Origin of the sequence: Leptospira selangorensis (genome assembly GCF_004769405.1) — a bacterium.
Lineage (GTDB): Bacteria > Spirochaetota > Leptospiria > Leptospirales > Leptospiraceae > Leptospira_B > Leptospira_B selangorensis.
In genome coordinates this window covers 448,243-465,904 of record NZ_RQES01000019.1, presented here as the reverse complement: position 1 = coordinate 465,904, position 17,662 = coordinate 448,243, and the positions used below count along the sequence as shown (strand labels likewise).

The 17,662-nt window shown below is 40.0% G+C and carries 16 protein-coding genes; 5 read left to right on the top strand and 11 right to left on the bottom strand.

The window, feature by feature from the left end; genetic code table 11:
- Nucleotides 1–24: 24 nt before the first annotated feature.
- Both EHO58_RS17290 and tyrS read right to left on the bottom strand, forming a co-directional pair.
- The gene (locus EHO58_RS17290; protein ID WP_135680756.1) at nt 25–1,224 is read right to left on the bottom strand and encodes a polysaccharide deacetylase family protein; all 1,200 of its coding nucleotides are present in this window, start codon (nt 1,222–1,224) and stop codon (nt 25–27) included.
- A 13-nt stretch (nt 1,225–1,237) separates the two neighbouring features.
- Nucleotides 1,238–2,455 carry a tyrosine--tRNA ligase gene (gene tyrS / locus EHO58_RS17285; protein ID WP_135680755.1) on the bottom strand — a complete coding sequence of 406 codons (1,218 nt, stop codon included), beginning with the start codon at nt 2,453–2,455 and terminating at the stop codon, nt 1,238–1,240.
- A gap of 62 nt (nt 2,456–2,517) precedes the next feature.
- Here tyrS and EHO58_RS17280 point away from each other — a divergent pair, with 62 nt between their 5' ends.
- Nucleotides 2,518–4,125 carry a glycerol-3-phosphate dehydrogenase/oxidase gene (locus EHO58_RS17280; RefSeq protein ID WP_135680754.1) on the top strand — a complete coding sequence of 536 codons (1,608 nt, stop codon included), beginning with the start codon at nt 2,518–2,520 and terminating at the stop codon, nt 4,123–4,125.
- A 139-nt stretch (nt 4,126–4,264) separates the two neighbouring features.
- On the opposite strand, the gene rpoD is transcribed toward EHO58_RS17280, so the two are convergent.
- The 7 genes from rpoD to EHO58_RS17245 all read right to left on the bottom strand — a co-directional run bounded on the left by rpoD (nt 4,265) and on the right by EHO58_RS17245 (nt 9,982).
- A complete protein-coding gene (gene rpoD / locus EHO58_RS17275; protein ID WP_008589554.1) occupies nt 4,265–6,031 on the bottom strand; it encodes an RNA polymerase sigma factor RpoD in 1,767 nt (588 codons plus the stop codon).
- Between the two features lie 15 nt (nt 6,032–6,046).
- Nucleotides 6,047–7,837 carry a DNA primase gene (dnaG, locus tag EHO58_RS17270; protein WP_135680753.1) on the bottom strand — a complete coding sequence of 597 codons (1,791 nt, stop codon included), beginning with the start codon at nt 7,835–7,837 and terminating at the stop codon, nt 6,047–6,049.
- 11 nt (nt 7,838–7,848) lie between these two features.
- A complete protein-coding gene (locus tag EHO58_RS17265) occupies nt 7,849–8,298 on the bottom strand; it encodes a GatB/YqeY domain-containing protein (RefSeq protein WP_100723936.1) in 450 nt (149 codons plus the stop codon).
- Between the two features lie 38 nt (nt 8,299–8,336).
- Complete coding sequence (rpsU, locus tag EHO58_RS17260; RefSeq protein ID WP_008591132.1) at nt 8,337–8,546, bottom strand: 30S ribosomal protein S21; 210 nt, start codon at nt 8,544–8,546, stop codon at nt 8,337–8,339.
- Between the two features lie 201 nt (nt 8,547–8,747).
- Nucleotides 8,748–9,212 (bottom strand): hypothetical protein, encoded by a 465-nt coding sequence (locus EHO58_RS17255; protein WP_135626635.1) that lies wholly within the window; start codon nt 9,210–9,212, stop codon nt 8,748–8,750.
- A 68-nt stretch (nt 9,213–9,280) separates the two neighbouring features.
- Complete coding sequence (locus EHO58_RS17250; protein ID WP_086449339.1) at nt 9,281–9,496, bottom strand: hypothetical protein; 216 nt, start codon at nt 9,494–9,496, stop codon at nt 9,281–9,283.
- A 63-nt stretch (nt 9,497–9,559) separates the two neighbouring features.
- A complete protein-coding gene (locus EHO58_RS17245) occupies nt 9,560–9,982 on the bottom strand; it encodes a hypothetical protein (RefSeq protein WP_100705895.1) in 423 nt (140 codons plus the stop codon).
- 117 nt (nt 9,983–10,099) lie between these two features.
- Here EHO58_RS17245 and fbp point away from each other — a divergent pair, with 117 nt between their 5' ends.
- Together fbp and EHO58_RS17235 are read left to right on the top strand one after the other, a co-directional pair.
- Nucleotides 10,100–11,122, top strand: a complete 1,023-nt coding sequence (fbp, locus tag EHO58_RS17240) for a class 1 fructose-bisphosphatase (protein WP_135626634.1) — start codon at nt 10,100–10,102, stop codon at nt 11,120–11,122.
- Between the two features lie 292 nt (nt 11,123–11,414).
- Nucleotides 11,415–13,067, top strand: coding sequence for a thiol-activated cytolysin family protein (locus tag EHO58_RS17235; protein ID WP_135680752.1), 1,653 nt, complete (start codon nt 11,415–11,417; stop codon nt 13,065–13,067).
- 56 nt (nt 13,068–13,123) lie between these two features.
- Here the strand turns inward: EHO58_RS17235 and galE are convergent, their stop codons facing one another.
- Nucleotides 13,124–14,095, bottom strand: a complete 972-nt coding sequence (gene galE, locus EHO58_RS17230) for a UDP-glucose 4-epimerase GalE (protein ID WP_135680751.1) — start codon at nt 14,093–14,095, stop codon at nt 13,124–13,126.
- Nucleotides 14,096–14,153: 58 nt separating this feature from the next.
- Complete coding sequence (locus tag EHO58_RS17225) at nt 14,154–14,714, bottom strand: ion transporter (RefSeq protein ID WP_135680750.1); 561 nt, start codon at nt 14,712–14,714, stop codon at nt 14,154–14,156.
- Between the two features lie 130 nt (nt 14,715–14,844).
- On the opposite strand from EHO58_RS17225, the gene EHO58_RS17220 reads away from it, so the two are divergent.
- Nucleotides 14,845–15,054: a YgaP family membrane protein gene (locus EHO58_RS17220; protein WP_135680749.1), complete on the top strand. Its 210-nt coding sequence runs from the start codon at nt 14,845–14,847 to the stop codon at nt 15,052–15,054.
- 59 nt (nt 15,055–15,113) lie between these two features.
- Nucleotides 15,114–17,636, top strand: a complete 2,523-nt coding sequence (locus EHO58_RS17215; RefSeq protein WP_135680748.1) for a cation-translocating P-type ATPase — start codon at nt 15,114–15,116, stop codon at nt 17,634–17,636.
- The last annotated feature ends 26 nt before the right edge of the window (nt 17,637–17,662 follow it).

The window sequence follows — 17,662 nt, the reverse complement described above, 5'->3', positions numbered from 1 at the left end:
GATAAATACGAAGAGCGGGATTCGTCAATCCTGCTTTTCGTTCAATACTTCCGGAACAGTTGTAAATTTATAACCTTTGTTTAACATCGCCTGGATAAAATCAGGAAGAATATAGATCAATTTTTCGGATTGTCTAGGCGAACCTAAGTGCATCAAAATAATTGCACCGTTCATTCCATTTTTGTCGGCAGCTTCCCAGCGATACAAAAAGTCCAACATTTCTTCTTTGGTTTTATAATGAGGATTTTGTACTAGTTTTGTTTTTCCGGTCCCAGGATCTTTTTTGGTAATGTACTTTTTATATACGAAGTCAGGTACATCCAAAGAACCTACCGTATTATTACTCCAGAAAATATGATTTTCATAACCCTGGGTAGCATATACATCCAAAATGATCTGGTCTACTGCACCATAAGGTAATCTATAATATTTAGTAAGAGTAAGTCCTGTGATGGTCTTAAATTTATCCTCAACGGAAGTTAGCTCTTCCAGAAGAAGATTAAAATCCGGGATCTCATCAGCAACATAGCTAAGTAATGCTCTTTTTCTGAGAGAAGGTTCTTTTAAACTTCTAGGTAAATTGAAATGGCTCCAGGTATGATTTCCAAAAACTACTCTTCCATCTAATGCAGCTAATTTTTTGAGATAGACCAGGTTGGTTTTGGAGAATAAAGATCCTCCTTTTTTAGCTGGATTCTCATTGGAAACGAATAGGGTAACCTTAATCGGGAACCGCATCATAAATTCATAAAGTATTTGTAGATCTTCCCCGGTTCCTAAATCAAAAGTGAGAGAGATTTCCTTAAAATTAGGATTTCCCCTGCTTATATTTTTACCTGTTCCCGGTTTAGGAATGATTGCTTGTAGAGAACCTAAGTTCTTATTAACTTCTTCACTTAGATCGCCGTCAGGAACATCATCCAAAATCGATGACTTGAAACGAAGGACTTCCTCTTCTCTTTGTTGTTCTTCTAATCTTAAACTTGTAATGTCTTCGGAAAGAACGGAGATGACTTCATTTTGTTTTTGGACAGTGTTTTGGAGAGAATCCAATCTTCTTGCCAAAGCAAAAACAGTGGTGATGCTCAAAATCAGGAAAAAGAAAACGGAGGAACCGATCCGGATCTGACGAAATTTTTTTTCCAGGACTTCGGATTCTACTTCGTTGTCCTGGATTTCTTTGATCGTCTTGGAAAGTACTGTGGATTCTTCTTCGCTGAGCATGTTCTGATTTCGGTCAACTGACCAGACGGATGAATTTTCCTTTTTTGCCTTGGCGAATCAAGTATTCTGCGTTTTTATTCACAGTAAATTTTTCATCCGAAAGTTTCTCTTCGTCGACATAAATCCCCCCGGACTTGATTAACCTTCTCGCTTCGGAGGTAGAAGGAACGAATCCCAGTTTGGCGAGCACCCAGATCAGTTGAGGAGTTTCGGATTCTTGGAAAAATTCGGGACCTAATTTTGTTTCCGGAATATTCTCCGGGATAGCCCTTGCTTTCGGATTATGGACCTTATTCCATTCTTCAATCGCCTCCGAATTCGCATCGGAAGAAGAGAACTGGTCCATTATTAATTTCGCAAGTTCTGTTTTAACTTCTTTAGGATGTAATTCTCCGGATTGGATCCCTTTTTTGCGTTCTCCGACTGATTCCATAGGAAGATCCGTAAGCAATTCGAAATAATTCCACATCAGATCGTCTGAAATGGACATTAATTTTCCGAACATGTCTATCGGCTCTTCCGTAATTCCTACATAATTTCCGAGAGACTTGGACATTTTTTTGACCCCGTCCAGACCGACGAGAAGAGGAAGAGTGATCACACATTGTGCTTCTTTTCCGTATTCTCTTTGTAATTCTCTTCCTACTAGAAGATTGAATTTTTGGTCAGTTCCACCAAGTTCTACGTCCGCCTCCATTTCTACGGAGTCGTAACCTTGCACAAGTGGATAGAGAAACTCGATAAGAGAGATTGGTTGTCCGCCTTTATATCTTTTGCTGAAATCATCTCTCTCCAAGATCTGCGCTACGCTGTATTTGGAAGTGAGAACCAAAACATCCTCGAAATTCATCCCGGAACACCAACGGGAATTATAAACAATCTTGGTCTTTTCCTTATCCAAAACCTTGAAAACTTGGCTTTGGTAGGTTTCCGAGTTTTTCAGAACTTCTTCTTTAGAGAGTCTTTTTCTGGTTTCTGATTTTCCTGTAGGATCTCCGATCATAGCCGTAAAATCCCCTAAAAGGAAATTCACCTCATGCCCCAGATCCTGGAAATGCCTCAATTTTCTAAGTAAAACGAAATGCCCCAGATGAAGATCCGGAGCTGTAGGGTCGAAACCAGCTTTGATTTTTAAGGACTTTTTTTTGGTAAGTTTGGAGGTAAGTTCCTCTTCGCTGATGAGATCGACTGTCCCGCGTCGTATCAATTCGATTTGTTTTTTAGGTTCCATTTGGCTCTTTTATTGCAATTTCACCCACCGAAATCAGCCTGTAAAGCAGGAAGACCTTGTACATGCAAAAACACGATCGCAAAAGCCGGTTTGAAAAATTAAAAGAAGAACAATTCGACCTATTGATTTTGGGGGGTGGAGCCACCGGAGCCGGAGCAGCCCTGGACGCGAGCCTTCGAGGACTCAAAGTTGCACTTTTAGAAAAATCAGATTTTGCTTCCGGAACTTCTTCTCGTTCCACAAAACTAATACACGGTGGGGTTCGCTACCTCGCTCAATTCCATTTCAAACTGATACACGAGGCGCTCACCGAAAGACAAAGACTTTTGGAAAACGCGCCTCACCTGGTCAAACCACTTCCATTCATTCTTCCCACATACAAATTGTATGAAAAACCGTATTACAGTATTGGAATGACTATGTACGATATCCTGGCTTGGAAAGGAAATCTTCCTTCTCACAAAAGAGTTTCCAAGGAAGAAGTAGAAAAAGATTTTCCAGCTCTCCAAACCAAGGGCCTAACGGGCGGGATCTTATATTACGATTCTCAGTTCAATGACGCAAGACTGAATGTAAACCTGGCACGTGCTGCATCCAAAGAAGGCGCTTTGGTACTAAATCAAACCGAACTTCTATCTTTCCAGAAGAAGGACGGCAAAATTGTAGGTGGAAAAGTAAAAGATCTCCTAAGTGGAGAAACCTATAACGTAAAAGCAAAAACCGTAGTGAACGCGACCGGACCTTGGGTGGACGATATTCGACTAAAAGACGATCCAAGAACCTATCGTGTACTTTCTCCTAGCCAAGGGATTCACTTAGTTTTCAAAAAGGAAACCATTTCTTGTAATACTGCACTCATCATTCCTAAAACAAAAGACGGACGTGTAGTATTTATTATCCCTTGGGAAGATCATGTAATCCTAGGAACGACTGACACACCTATCCATGAAGTCAGCCAAGATCCACTCCCGTTAGAATCGGAGGTGGAATTCCTACTACAAACGGGTTCCGACTATTTAGCTAAACCTCTACAAAGAAAAGATATCATTTCAGTCTTCTCCGGGATCAGACCTCTTATCTCGCCGGAAGGAAACCAAGATACAAAAAGTATCTCTAGGGAAGAAGTGATCCTAGTTTCCCCTTCAGGGCTTATCACCATGGGTGGAGGAAAATGGTCTACTTACAGAAAAATGTCCGAGGACCTGATCGATAGAGTTTTAAAAGAAGCTTCCCTAGAAGAATTCGGATCTAGCAGAACTGCAAAATATGCTTTCCCTGGAAAAGTGGGATATTCCGAAAACTTATACAAAGAAATCCAGAAAATGTATAAGGTCAGCGAGACTTCCGCAAAACGTCTTCAAAACTTTTATGGTGGAGAAGTTTTCATCATCCTTGGTAAAAAACCGACTCCTCTCTTAAAGGGTGTGGAATATTTCCAAGAAGAAGTGGAATGGTTCGCAAAAGAGGAATTTGCACTCACAGTCACGGACGTTCTTGCCAGAAGATTCAGGATCCAATTCTTAGATCTGAAACTTTCGACAAAACTCGCAACACCTGTTTCACGGATTTTAGCTAAACAACTCGGTTGGAAAGAAGCGCAAAGAAAGGAAAAAGAATCCGAAGCAATCGAACTGATCGAGTCACTTCGATCCACCTACGACGGTAAATAAGGCGCAGAGTTTAGAGAGAACGCTGAGATTTTGCACGCGGAGCCGCAAAGTCGCAGAGAAGTTAATTAAAGTTACCCCTCTGTGTCTCCGCGCCTCTGCGTGGGACAATTCTTTGCGACTCTTTATACCTCAGCGTCTCTTAATCGATATAGTCTCTCAGTTTTTTAGAACGAGATGGGTGTCTTAGTCTTCGAAGTGCCTTTGCTTCGATCTGACGGATCCTTTCTCTGGTTACCTTGAACTGATAACCGACCTCTTCCAAGGTTTGAGGATAACCATCATCCAAACCGAAACGCATACGGATCACTTTCTGTTCCCTTGCAGGAAGAGTATGAAGGACCTGTCTGATCTGTTCTGCCAAGATACTGGAAGCAGCAGAGTTCACCGGAGATTCCACATCCTTGTCCTCGATAAAGTCTCCGAGTTCAGAATCTTCTTCGGAACCGACTGGGATCTCTAGAGAGATTGGCTCTCTAGCAACGTTCTTAACTGCTTTTACTTTTTGAACAGGCCAGCCTAAACGTTCTGCAATTTCTTCATTGGAAGGATCTCGACCAAATTCTTGAACAAACAAACGAGTTTCACGAATTACCTTATTCACTTGTTCAATCATGTGAACCGGAACACGGATCGTTCTTGCTTGGTCTGAAATAGCACGGGTAATCGCCTGGCGGATCCACCAAGTAGCATAAGTGGAGAATTTATATCCCTTCTTATACTCGAATTTATCTACTGCTTTGATTAGACCGATATTTCCTTCTTGGATCAAATCGAAGAAATGCATTCCTCGGTTTGCATAACGTTTCGCGATGGAAACCACAAGTCTTAGGTTTGCTTTTACAAGTTCCTTTTTGGCCTGAGCGATCTCTCTTTCACCTTTGATGATCTTTTCGCCCCAGTCTTTGATTTCTTGGACAGAAGAACCGGCTTCTTGTTCCATGCGGCGAAGTTTACGCTCGTTGTTACGGATATCCTTGATAACTTCGCGAACCTCGTCGATAGAGACTCCCATCATCTTTTCGATATCTTCTAACTTTTCATTCTTCTCGATGAAACGGTTAAACGCTTTGATATCTTTTACGTCGTAACCGTATTGAGCTTTGATCTTTAAGAAATGACGATCGATCTCCTTGATCCTGAAGACCATGGATTTGATCTTTTGGGAAATTTTCTGGATCTCTTTCTGAGAAACTCCAAGTTCCCTTACAGCTGTATCAATGATACCTTTCGAAATATCGATTTTCTCTTTGAACTCTTTGTATTTTTTAGAGTTCTCGGAATATTTGCGGATCCTGGATTGAGCTTCTTGTAAAACTTTTTCTTGTTCTTGGATAACGGAGATGTTTTTGAAGAAAAGTTCTTCTAACTTCTTCGCTTCTTCCGCGTTCATCGCGTACATCTTGTCTACTCGAACAAGATCATACACCTTAGTCTTTTTACTACGGATCTTAGGAAGAAGTTTGATGAAGTTCGCTCTAAGGATAGAAGAACCTAAGATTGTCTCTTCTATGATCTTCTCACCCTTCTCTATCTTTTTAGCGAGAAATACTTCCGTTTCTCCGGAGATCAAATTTACTTTTCCGATCTCTTTTAAATACAAACGGATCGGGTCTTCGGAACCGCCTGCAGAAGATGCTGTTTCCTTCTTTTTGCGAGCAGGTTTTACCGGAAGAGCCGGATCATCTTTAGGCAGGATAGAAGTAGCCGGCTCTAAAGATTTTCTAGTATATTCTTCTACGATCTCTATTCCCATCTCATGAAGAAGTGTGAATACATCGTCAATCTTCTCTGAGTTTAAGATCTTATCCGGAAGTATCTCGTTGATCTCGTCATAGGAAATTTCGCTATTTGCTTTTCCTATCGCGATGATCTTCTGCACTTCCGGCATGCTTTGTAGATTTTCCATTCTGCGGTCCCCTATCTATCTTACGCCCGAGTTTTCATTACGGATAAATTCCAATAATTTTGCTTTCTCGGTCTTATAATATGCCAGTTTAGTAAAATGTTCGGGATCATCCATAGGTGAACCCGAATCCAACTCTTCCATTCTCTTATCGATCACGAAAAGTTTCTGTTGATTTAGTAATCCTTTGAACACCTTCACGGAATCCTCGGGACTCATATCCGCTTCTGAGATCAGAAAAGGAGCTATAAATTCCTTAAATTCGTTTGGGATCTCCGATGAAATAACGGAAGCAGGAGAAACTTCTTCTTCGCTTGCGTATCTCGTATATATAAAGTCCCATAAAAACGCACTTTTAGAGTCCAAGAATTCCAACCCGGATAATTCTTCGGAAAAACGGAATAAATGATTAGCCTTCACGAGTAAGGCAATGATCTCTCTTTCACATTTTTCGGCAGGATTCGGGCCTGATACACGTTTGGCGGATTTATCCTTATTATTATCGGATTTAGGGTTGGCAAACTTGGCTCCTCCACCCTTATAATCTCGCAAAACTGCATCCATACTGATCCCGAGCCTTCTTGCTCCAAGACCCAGAAAAAACTCCTTATCTGAGTCCCGATTGAACCCTTTCAGGAATTGATACAGATTGTCCAATGCCCTTCTTTTCTTTTCCGGAAGAGCGCGAGAATCCGCTTTATCCAGAAGTTCTTCAACCACAAAGGAAGAAGCTGGGATTTGGTTTTCCAAAAGTTTATGCAATTCTTGGCGGTTCAATTCCTTAGAAAGATCGAAAGGATCCTTTCCTTCCGGTAATAGTATAACAAAACAATCCAGTCCTTCTTTCAGGCAAAGTTCCGCAGCATGCAACGCACCTTTTCTACCTGCAGAATCCCCGTCCAAAACCAGGAGGAATTTGTCGGAAAATTTCTTCATGGTCCGGATATGATTTTCAGTCACAGCGGTTCCCATACACGCAACAGTGTTTTCTAAGCCCTTATCTACGAGACCGATCACATCCAAATATCCCTCCACTAAAATTGAGGTTCTGGATTTTTGGATGGATTCTTTTGCCTGGTGAAGATGATAAAACGTTCTTCCTTTATCAAATATGGAAGAAGCAGGACTGTTCACATATTTAGACTCTTTTCCCGGGCCTAAAATTCTTCCTGAAAATGCGATTACTCTGCCAGAAAGATCGAAAACAGGGAACATGATCCGATCCCTGAAAAAATCATAAGGTTCTTTACCTTTTTCGGATTCACGGATTAGGCCTACTTCCAAAGCAGCCCTGATCTCTTCTTTTGTATTAAAAACTTTTCCGGCTAAATGATTAAATCCACCTGGGGCATATCCAAGTTGGAATGATTTTTGGATCTCTTCTCCAAGATCTCGAGAATTCAAATATTCCCTTGCTGCCAAACCTTGCGGTCCTCGCAAATTTTCTTGGAAGAATAGAAGTGCCTTCTTATTTACTTTATAAAGAAGTTCAGTTCTTTCTACTTCTTCTTTTGCTTTTTCCTGGATTGGAATGCCGGAATACTCGGAAAGGATTTCTTTAGCTCTTTGGAAATCCACTCTTTCGTAACTCATTACGAATTGGAATAGATCTCCCGATGCCTTACATCCGAAACAATGATAGAATTGTTTATCTACGGAGACATTAAAAGAAGGAGATTTTTCTTGGTGGAATGGACATAGGCCCACCATGTTTCTCCCTCTTTTTTGTAAGGGTACAAATCGACTGATAAAACTTTCGATGGGAACTTCCCTACGAATACGGTCGATAAATTCCCTTTGGAACTGCAAGGTTAGCCTGCTTAGGAAAGTTTAGATTTTACGATCGCAGAAACCTTTGATCCGTCTATGTTCGCGCCTTTAAACTCAGCCATAACTTTTCCCATAACCTTTCCTATGTCTTTGGGTCCGGAAGCTCCGAGTTCTATGACGAATTTTTCTACAGCGGCGATGATTTGATCTTCAGGCACATCAGGTGGAAGATATGATTTTAAGACTTCAGCCTCACCCTTTTCTTTTTCCGCGAGATCATTACGATTTGCTTTTTCGTACATCTGGATTGCATCAGTACGTTTTACATACCCACGTTTAATCAATACGATGACTTGTTCATCGCTCAATTCCTGGGCTCCGTTTTTCGTAAGCTCGTATTGGATATCAGCCTTGAGTAGGCGTAAGGTGGAGAGAAGAGGCTCCTGTTTTGCTTTCATGGCCTCTTTCAGGTCGGTATTAATTTTTAATTGCAGGGACATGCCCGTTCCCCTATCTCTTAGGAACCTAAGACCGGGGATTAACCGCGGTCTTTACGGGAGAAGAGACGTTTTTTCTTTTCTAATTTGCGTTTTGCGGATTCTAGAGCCTTTTTCTTTTTGATACTAGGCTTTTCGTAGAATTCACGTCTTTTGATCTCGCTCATGATTCCGGCGTTAGCGCAATCTCTCTTAAAACGTTTGAGAGCGGATTCGATGGACTCGCCTTCCTTTACAATGATTCCTACCATTCGGTGGAGTTCTCCTGTTTGGATTGTTTTAGGACCGGATAAACAATATCGCAAAAAAACGATACCGACCACTGAAAAGAACAGAGGTCCGGAGTCTGGGGACAAAGTACCCCGTATTTACTAATTTCTGTTGACCGGGTTGGAAGTCAAGGTCATTTGGCCGATTTTCAGGCTCAAAACCTAGAAAACCCCAAAATGACCTTACATGGTCAAAATGGAGGTCCAGTTATACCCGTATAAACCAAGTATGACTCCGATTCCCACTCCGTAAATCAAATGCCCGAAAACGTGAGCAGCTGCTACGCTGATCCCTGCTTCTCTAAATTGTTCCATTGGGTGATTTCTCGCTACCAATACAACCAGAAGGAAACCTACCAAATATCCATGGAAGAATCCTACCGCCCCTCCTGTCACAATAGAAGCGATCAAAATATGGGGAGCCAGGCTGATCAGGAAAGCATATGGAAATGCAAAAATAAGCCCAACGATAATATGAGTGATTATCCCTGGAACCAGGGCCCTACTCATATCCTTTGTGAAAAAACTCCCTACGGCACGGATCATATCTGCATTTACAGATCCTGCATAGTGAATGGACCACATGGAAAGAGACATACAAATGGTTCCGACAAAACCGGCCACGAAGACCAATCCTATTGCTTCCATAATTCCTCCCGCTCGCGGAGAAGAATTGTAATCTAGAAAATTAGGTCGGACAAGAACTAAAGATCGGTTTAAGCTGCAAAAAAATCCGCTTTTTGGATGGAAGAAATTTCAATTTCCGCTTCTATTCCGAAATCACCGTTTTTAATCACCACGTCGCCGTTCATTTTTCTATTTTTATCCAGCTCGATCACGGTTCCATCTTTTAGGGTTAGGATGATATCTATTCCACGGTAATTAATATAACGTTCCAAGGTTGCCTTAAATTGTTTCGCCCTGTCTTTCATCTTCTCCCCCAATACGTTTCAATTTACGGTACAACCGTTCATTTTCAAGAGAGAGTTTTTTTTTTAGAAATGGGCTTTCAGAAGTTTTTCGTAAACAGGCTGGAATGAATCTAAAGGTTCAGTGAATTCGAGAAATTTAATCTCATAGTCGATGATGAGATGGTTCACCTGGAAAATGACTTCATCGAATCTACTTTTTACGATATCTAATCTACAATCAGGACAGAATGTTAAGAAGGACCTGGAATTTAAAACGTACAATTTATCGTAAGGGCGAAGATGGGCTTGGATGACCGATTTTAATTCTTCTAAAATTTCCCCTGACTTTTGTTCTCCCAATAATTTGAAATACTGGGAAAGATCCTGGAAATAAAAATGGGTCAAAACCATTTCAGTGCTAAGTGAATTTTTAACATCACGTAAGAACTGGTTCGTAAATTCTTCGAACACATCCGGGATAGGCTGCTTCTGATTCGCTGTTTCCATCTCTTATAGAGATATCGACCGGATACCCATCTAAAAACCAACTTTTTCAGGCTTGTCAACCTGCCCAGGAGCGATTTTATATCCGGTAGAGCTAAAAAGCAAAAAGGAGAAACCGCCGTGAGCGCCCACCCTACCCAATTAATGAGTCTTTCCCAATATTTGATCGAGGAACAACTCAAACTTCCCCAAGCAACAGGGGATTTTACTGCACTCATGAGCCATCTCGTATACGCTGCCAAAGTTGTTTCTAGAGAAGTACGAAAAGCGGGTCTTTTAGAAAATATCTTAGGGGCAACGGACCAAACGAATGTCCAGGGCGAAACAGTCATGAAACTGGACGAATACGCGGACAAAATTTTTACTCATACTCTCACCCGTTGCGGACACTTATGTGTGATGGGAAGCGAAGAACAGGAAGATATCATCACAATCCCAACAGGATACAAGATTGGTAAATATACTATCGCTATAGATCCTTTGGATGGTTCTTCCAATATTGATGCTAACGTTTCCATCGGTACTATTTTTTCAGTTCATTTGAGAATTTCTCCTCAAGGAACTCCTGGAACCAAAGAAGATCTTTTGCAAAAAGGATCTAAACAAAGAGCAGCTGGATATATCGTTTACGGATCTTCTACTATGCTTGTTCTTTGTGTTGGAAAAGGAGTCTCGGGTTTTACATTAGATCCTTCTTGCGGAGAATTTATACTTTCACATCCGGAAATGAAAATGCCCGAGTCAGGTGGGATCTATTCCATTAACGAAGGTAACTATGACTATTGGTCGGATGAAGTGAAAAATTATATCCGAAACATTAAGTCAATCGAAGGCGGACGTAAACCTCAATCCTTACGTTATATCGGTTCTCTTGTAGCGGACTTCCACAGAAACCTTTTGAAAGGCGGGATCTTCCTATATCCGAACGATACAAAATCCTCTAAATATCCGAAAGGAAAATTGAGACTTTTATATGAAGTAGCTCCTATGGCTCTGATCGCAGAACAAGCGGGTGGAATGGCAGTTACTGTAGAAGGAAAAAGGATCCTGGACTTAGAACCGGAAGAACTACACGAAAGAACAACCTTCGTTGTAGGTTCCAAAAAAGAAGTGGAACATTTCCTTACCTTTATAAAAAAATAATATACTTTTGCAAGTAGAAGGTCCTTAACCAGCCGACCTTCTACTTTTCTTATTCCTCTCCTCTCTCGAATTCTCACTGAAAAACCTTACAAAAATAAGCGCTTAAATCCTACTTATATTTTCAGCCATCTCTTACTTTATATCAAGAAGACTTACATCTCGTTTTTCATTCTTCTTATATATTATGTTTTAATAATAAATAAAAATATCATAATTTCATTTTAGCGCTTGCTACAATAATTTGGGCAGATAAATCTGTAGGCACTGAAATAGAAACAGGGTATTTTGAAAGATGAATATAGTGAAAAATTGGATCAAACCGTCTGTCGCTGTGGTTTTAACCGCAGGATATTTAGCGAGTTGTTCCCCAAATCAATCCAACTTAAGCGGTTTATTAGGCTTTTTAGCAGGCTCAGGCACTTCTAAACAAATAGAAGAAACAGGTCCTGGAGCTCTTAAAATTGCAGGCTCAGGCGATTTATATACAGAACCTTCGTTTGGTAAGGCTCTTTCCTCCTCCAGCAAAGAAGCGATTACACCTTTTCCTGCGGGTATCCCGGTTCCGGATTCTAAGACCGGTCATTATGCTTGTACCACTACTAAGTGGGGAGCTTCCGAGATAAGAAGTCTTGTTGACAGAGCAATTCTGAACCAAGGCTCCGAGGTAATTTATCCGGGCGCAGTATTACAAGGTAAGTTTTTGGAAGCGGGAGGTTATACTCCAGTTACCATTCCAAGAGCAGGCGGTAAAATTTTCCTAACCGGTTTAAAACTTTCTCCGAATGCGGTTTACTCCAAGGAATTACCTCAGGTAAGCGCATCCAATATCCAACAAGGGATCCACGATATTCTATCCACAGATGTGGTAGGAACTGCAGCGGACGCTTCTTTTAGCGTTGAGCAAGTTTATAACGAAAATCATCTATTATTCAATCTTGGATTGGATGCTCGTTTCTCCGATGTTGGCCTGAAAGTAAGCTTAGGAATCGACAATCTGGGTAAAAAGAACTATATCTTGATGAAGTTCACTCAGAAGTTTTATGACGTAAACTTCGAAGATCCTACACTTTCCACATCGGTTTTCAGAGACGGAGCTAATTTCCAAGATCCTGAAGGACAGATCGAGGCAAATAATCCTCCATTATATGTTTCTAAAGTATCTTACGGAAGAGCGGTTTATTTCCTTTTGGAATCAGAATATACTGCACTCCAAGTTAAAACAGCATTAGAAGTTGCTTGGGATCCTGGAATTCTTTCCGCAGTTTCTCCAGTTCCTCCGATCGGCGGAGAAGTTTCAGTAACTCACGAGCAGATCTTAGACAGGACCAGAATTTCTTACTTCGTAAGAGGTGGAAATGCAGGTCTGGCTCTGGCTCCAATTAGCGCTGCCGACTCGGCTAGTCCAGGAAGTATGTACCAAGCGATCCGAAATTTCTTAGCAAATCCTGAAGCTGCAAATTATTCGGCTGCTAACCCTGGAGTTCCAATCGCTTATACTTTAAATTATCTGAAAGACAGATCTGTTGCTAAGATGAGTTATACTACAGTGTATGACCAAAGAGATTGTGAGGCGACTTATTCTGAAAATCCTCAGGTATTCACTGCAAAACTAGGGAAAGTGGATGATAAAGTCCGTTTCCTAATGGACGGACAAGAGTTCTTCTCAACAAATCCGGAAGCGGATGTTTATACTGGACCTGAGATCAATCTGAACAATGCAATGAGCGTTGGTTCGGAGCATGAATTCACCGTGGAGTTATATAACACGAATTGTTTCGGAACCGCTTTGGATCTAGAACTAAAGTTGAACGGAACAGTATTAAGGACCCGTAATCTAAGCAGAAGTATAAGTACCTGTGGAAAGCAGCTAACTTATAAATACAAATTGAATAAGATTACCGGCGCTTGGTCCATTATAGAAGAGAACGAAACAGCAGAAATGTAATCACTATTAACCGATCTTTCAGGCTTCTTCTCTATCAGGGAAGAAGCCTTTTCTTTTTAATGAGAATGGTTTTTGTGAAATTCCCACGCGCTAGTTACTATATCTTCTATCTTTGCAAATTTAGGATCCCAGCCTAAAATCTTTTTGGCTTTAGTATTATCTGCGATCAATTTAGCAGGATCCCCTTCTCTTCTAGGGCCGATCTTGTAAGGAATTTGAACTCCGGAGACCTTCTCCACAGTTTTAATAATTTCTAAAATAGAAAATCCCTGTCCTGTCCCTAAATTAAAGAAGTCCGAAACTCCACCTTTTTTCAGATATTCTAATCCGAGATGATGAGCCTGAGCTAGATCCATCACATGGATATAATCTCTAACTGCCGTACCGTCCGGGGTAGCATAATCATTTCCATTTACTGTAAGTGAATTTCTTCTTCCTAATGCTTTTTCGATCACTATAGGAAGTAGATGGGTTTCAGGATCATGTTCTTCCCCTATGTCCAGATCGGAACCGGAAGCATTAAAATAACGAAGTGCTACAAATTTTAGATCGTATGCGTGAGAATAGTCCGTTAAAATTTTTTCGATCATCAGTTTGGATTGGCCATACGGATTGATCGGATCTTGGGGAGTCGTTTCCAGAATCGGGACTTCAGTAACGGCACCATAAGTAGCGCAAGTAGAAGAGAATATGAAGTAGTTGATCCCGTGATTTTTCATCGCTTCCAAAAGTTGGAGAGTTCCCATCACATTATTTATATAATATTTTTGGGGGTCCGTAACTGATTCTCCCACATATGCGAGTGCTGCAAAATGAATGACTGCTTCGAATTCGTGTTCTGAAAATACACGATCCAGATCCGCTTTATTTAATAGATCTCCTTTGAAAAACTTCCCCCATTTAACTGCTTTCTCGTGACCGTTAGAAAGATTATCGAATACAACAGTTTCCACACCTAATTTATGGAGATATTTATTCATATGGGAGCCGATATATCCGGCTCCACCGGTGATCAGGATTTTTTTCATAAAGCTTTTACATGTATTTCAGGAGGATCGAAATTGTAAAAGGGAATTTGAGGATTTATTAAGTATCATCCCCCTTCTTATAGGAAGAGCTAGTTAAAGATTCTTTTAGACTTATAAAGTCAGAGAGAATGAAGATGATCGTAATAAAGGATAAAATCGCTTCGAAAATTACTAAGATCTCAGCTTCAGTACTTTCCGGGACAATTTTGATAATCCCAATATTCGTGAAGATCATTAAGCTAAAATATAAAAATTTAAAAAATAGAGAAGAATCCCCTAAATTTTGAGGAATTCCTGAAAAAGAACTCATATCCGTTTTATAAATACAAAGATAATCGAAACCGAAGGATAAAACGATTACGCTGATATTGAATGCTATAAACACCAGAAATTCATAGTATTTCAAATCTAATCCCGAAAATTCAGAGATCCTTCGGAAACCTTTTATAAAGAAGTAACAAGATTTAAAACCTGCAAGAATCAATATAAGATATTTAATCTCCAAGCCTGAAAATTCGATCTCATCCAAATAGATCAGAAGTATTCCTAAAGATAGAATGAGTATATATTCTATCGATGTTTTGAATATAGTTTTAATAATATAACGATCAATTTTCATGCTAACTTCAACTTCCGAGATTACTGATATTTATCATTACGTTAGAACGGAACAACGCCTGTCCAATCATTGACAAAGACTTAAAATAGAAGAATATTTTTAACAGAGATACAGTCAATAGGTGTTCGTTATGAAATTTATAAATTCAAATTTTGGGGACAGAGCGATCAGGGTAATACTCGGGACTTCTTTGATTACCTGGGCATTTTATATAGAAGATTTATATAAGCTGGCAATATTTGCGGTCGGCTTCGTGATACTTGCAACTGGGATCGTAGGTTGGTGCCCGATTTATACTTTATTTGGCTGGAATACGCGTACTCATTCTAAAAAATCTTAAACGGATTGGGTATTAGAAAGATATTGCCAGGTAGATCGGCTCTATACTAATTATATCCCATGCCCCCCGCCAAGGAGATTGTTTATAAAGGTTTAAGTTTTCAAGAAGCCTCAGAACTTCTCCATAAGTTTGGGCCAAACGAATCCAAACTTAAGAAAACATCTTTTTGGAAGACTACCCTCTCCATTCTTTCAGAGCCAATGCTCTCTTTATTATTGGCCTGCGGATTTATCTATGCGTTATTAGGAGATTTAGAGGAAGCGATCACTCTTTCCATTGCGGTGATCGCAGTTATTTCTCTCACAATCTTTCAAAAGAATAAGTCTGAAAAAGCTTTAGAATCTCTTAGAAAACTTTCTCCCTTAAGAGCAAAGGTGATCCGAGCTGGAAAAAAGATTGAGATAGATTCTGCGTTCATCGTGCCTGGAGATCTAGTTTTTTTATCAGAAGGAGATAAGGTCCCCGCTGATGGATACCTAATAGATGGATTAAATTTGCATTCAGACGAGTCTCTATTAACTGGAGAATCCATCCCTGTTCTGAAAGAAGAGACAGATCCAAACAATTTAGGACCTTATTCAGAATTTCAAAAAATCTATTCCGGAACAAAGATAGTCTCAGGAGAAGGTATTTTCAAAGTACTATTCACCGGGGACTCCACTTCTATTGGGTCGATCGGAAAAGAAATGGGAGAAATTTCGGAGTCCGAAAGTCCTCTCCAAAAAGAAGCCAAAAAATTCACTATGTTCTTCTTTTTAGGAGCCTTAGTCGTTTCCGTTTTTCTAATCTATGGCCTTGGGATACGAAATGGAAATTGGATGCAGTCCGTTTTGGCAGCGCTTACATTCTTAATGGCAGTATTGCCGGAAGAAATACCTGTCGTTCTAAGTATTTTCTTTTCTTTAGGAGCTTGGAGAATTTCAAAAAGTGGAGTTTTAACAAGAAAACTGAACTCCATCGAATCGTTAGGAGCGGCAACAGTATTATGCGTGGATAAAACAGGAACCTTAACTGAAAACCAAATGAAAGTGAAAGGTTTAGTTTCTTCCGAAAAGAATAGTTTATTTGAATTTAAAACTCAGGATATTGCAGAAGAATTCCATTTACTCTTAGAATTCTCTATCCTTGCTTCTAAAAAAGATCCTTTCGATCCAATGGAAAAAGCAATCCGTGAATTAGGCATCAATCTTCTATATGATACGGAACATCTTCATGCAGACTGGACATTAGAAAAAGAGTATCCGCTTTCTCCCAAATTACTCGCGCTCAGTTACGCATGGAATTCAGAAGAATCTGGAACATTTGTAATCGGCACCAAAGGTGCGCCGGAAGCTATTTTTGACTTATGCCATTTTTCAGAAGAAAGAACCATTGAATGGGAAAAGATAACCGAAACCTATTCTTTACAAGGATACAGGGCAATCGGAGTAGCAAGGTCCAAGATCGTAAATTCTTCTCTTCCTGAAAACCAACACGATCTAGAATTTGAATTTTTAGGGCTGATCTTATTAGAAGACCCAATCAGAGAATCTGTGCCTTCTTCCGTTTCGGAATGTATACAAGCAGGGATCAGGGTTATTATCATCACGGGGGACCATGCAGGGACTGCAAAAGCGGTAGCTTCTAAGATTGGATTAGAAGGTTATCAAGAAAGTATAACCGGAGATGAGTTGGAAAAACTCACGAGTGATGAATTGGATTCTAAATTAGATACGGTAGGTATTTTTTCCAGGATCAAACCGGCACAGAAATTAAAGATAGTAAGAGCATTCCAAAAAAAAGGAGAAATAGTCGCAATGACAGGAGATGGAGTGAATGACGCTCTCGCACTGCAAGCGGCTCATATTGGGATCTCCATGGGAAAAAGAGGAACGGATGTAGCAAGAGAAGCATCCGATCTTGTACTACTCGATGATAATTTTTCCTCTATTGTGAAGTCTGTATTTTTAGGAAGAAGGATCTATGAGAATATACAAAAGAGTGTTTCTTATATTTTATCCGTTCATATCCCGATTATAGGAATGTCCTTGCTTCCCGCTTTTACCGGTGATCCTATTTTTTTCTTTCCTGCGCATATCCTACTCTTGGAATTGATTATAGATCCGACCTGCTCCATTGTTTTTGAATCATTGGATTTAGAAAAAGGAGATCGTTATTCCAGTCCAAGGCGAAAAAATTCTAGTCTAATCAGTCTTTCCCGATTTATTTTATCTTTTTCTCAAGGTGCAGGAGTTCTAGCATTATTACTAGTCTCTTATTTCTGGTTAAAACAAGAAGGTCATAACGAAAACCAAATCAGATCCTTTGGCTTTATCTTTCTAGTCGTATCCAATTTTAGTTTAATGCTGACGAATTTGACTCATCAAGGTGGATTTATATCCATTCTTAGATCCTTGCATTCCAATGTTTTCTGGATCTTCTTTTTGGCGGCTTCGGCGCTGATCTTAAGTTTCCAATTCGAATTCAGTCTTAGGTTATTCGGATTCGAAAAAATACCTTCGGATTGGATATTCTTTTCTATTGGATTAGGGTTGATCTCCGGTCTTATTTGGGAAATCAGAAAGATACGTTTTTTTGCTTGAGAATTCACAAAAGAATATAGAATCTA

Excerpts from the sequence above, each read along its gene's own strand:
- EHO58_RS17290 (WP_135680756.1), bottom strand. The coding sequence starts at position 1,224 with ATGCTCAGCGAAGAAGAATCCACAGTACTTTCCAAGACGATCAAAGAA.
- tyrS (WP_135680755.1), bottom strand. The coding sequence starts at position 2,455 with ATGGAACCTAAAAAACAAATCGAATTGATACGACGCGGGACAGTCGAT.
- EHO58_RS17280 (WP_135680754.1), top strand. The coding sequence starts at position 2,518 with ATGCAAAAACACGATCGCAAAAGCCGGTTTGAAAAATTAAAAGAAGAA.
- rpoD (WP_008589554.1), bottom strand. The coding sequence starts at position 6,031 with ATGGAAAATCTACAAAGCATGCCGGAAGTGCAGAAGATCATCGCGATA.
- EHO58_RS17265 (WP_100723936.1), bottom strand. The coding sequence starts at position 8,298 with ATGTCCCTGCAATTAAAAATTAATACCGACCTGAAAGAGGCCATGAAA.
- rpsU (WP_008591132.1), bottom strand. The coding sequence starts at position 8,546 with ATGGTAGGAATCATTGTAAAGGAAGGCGAGTCCATCGAATCCGCTCTC.
- EHO58_RS17255 (WP_135626635.1), bottom strand. The coding sequence starts at position 9,212 with ATGGAAGCAATAGGATTGGTCTTCGTGGCCGGTTTTGTCGGAACCATT.
- EHO58_RS17250 (WP_086449339.1), bottom strand. The coding sequence starts at position 9,496 with ATGAAAGACAGGGCGAAACAATTTAAGGCAACCTTGGAACGTTATATT.
- EHO58_RS17245 (WP_100705895.1), bottom strand. The coding sequence starts at position 9,982 with ATGGAAACAGCGAATCAGAAGCAGCCTATCCCGGATGTGTTCGAAGAA.
- EHO58_RS17235 (WP_135680752.1), top strand. The coding sequence starts at position 11,415 with ATGAATATAGTGAAAAATTGGATCAAACCGTCTGTCGCTGTGGTTTTA.
- galE (WP_135680751.1), bottom strand. The coding sequence starts at position 14,095 with ATGAAAAAAATCCTGATCACCGGTGGAGCCGGATATATCGGCTCCCAT.
- EHO58_RS17225 (WP_135680750.1), bottom strand. The coding sequence starts at position 14,714 with ATGAAAATTGATCGTTATATTATTAAAACTATATTCAAAACATCGATA.
- EHO58_RS17220 (WP_135680749.1), top strand. The coding sequence starts at position 14,845 with ATGAAATTTATAAATTCAAATTTTGGGGACAGAGCGATCAGGGTAATA.
- EHO58_RS17215 (WP_135680748.1), top strand. The coding sequence starts at position 15,114 with ATGCCCCCCGCCAAGGAGATTGTTTATAAAGGTTTAAGTTTTCAAGAA.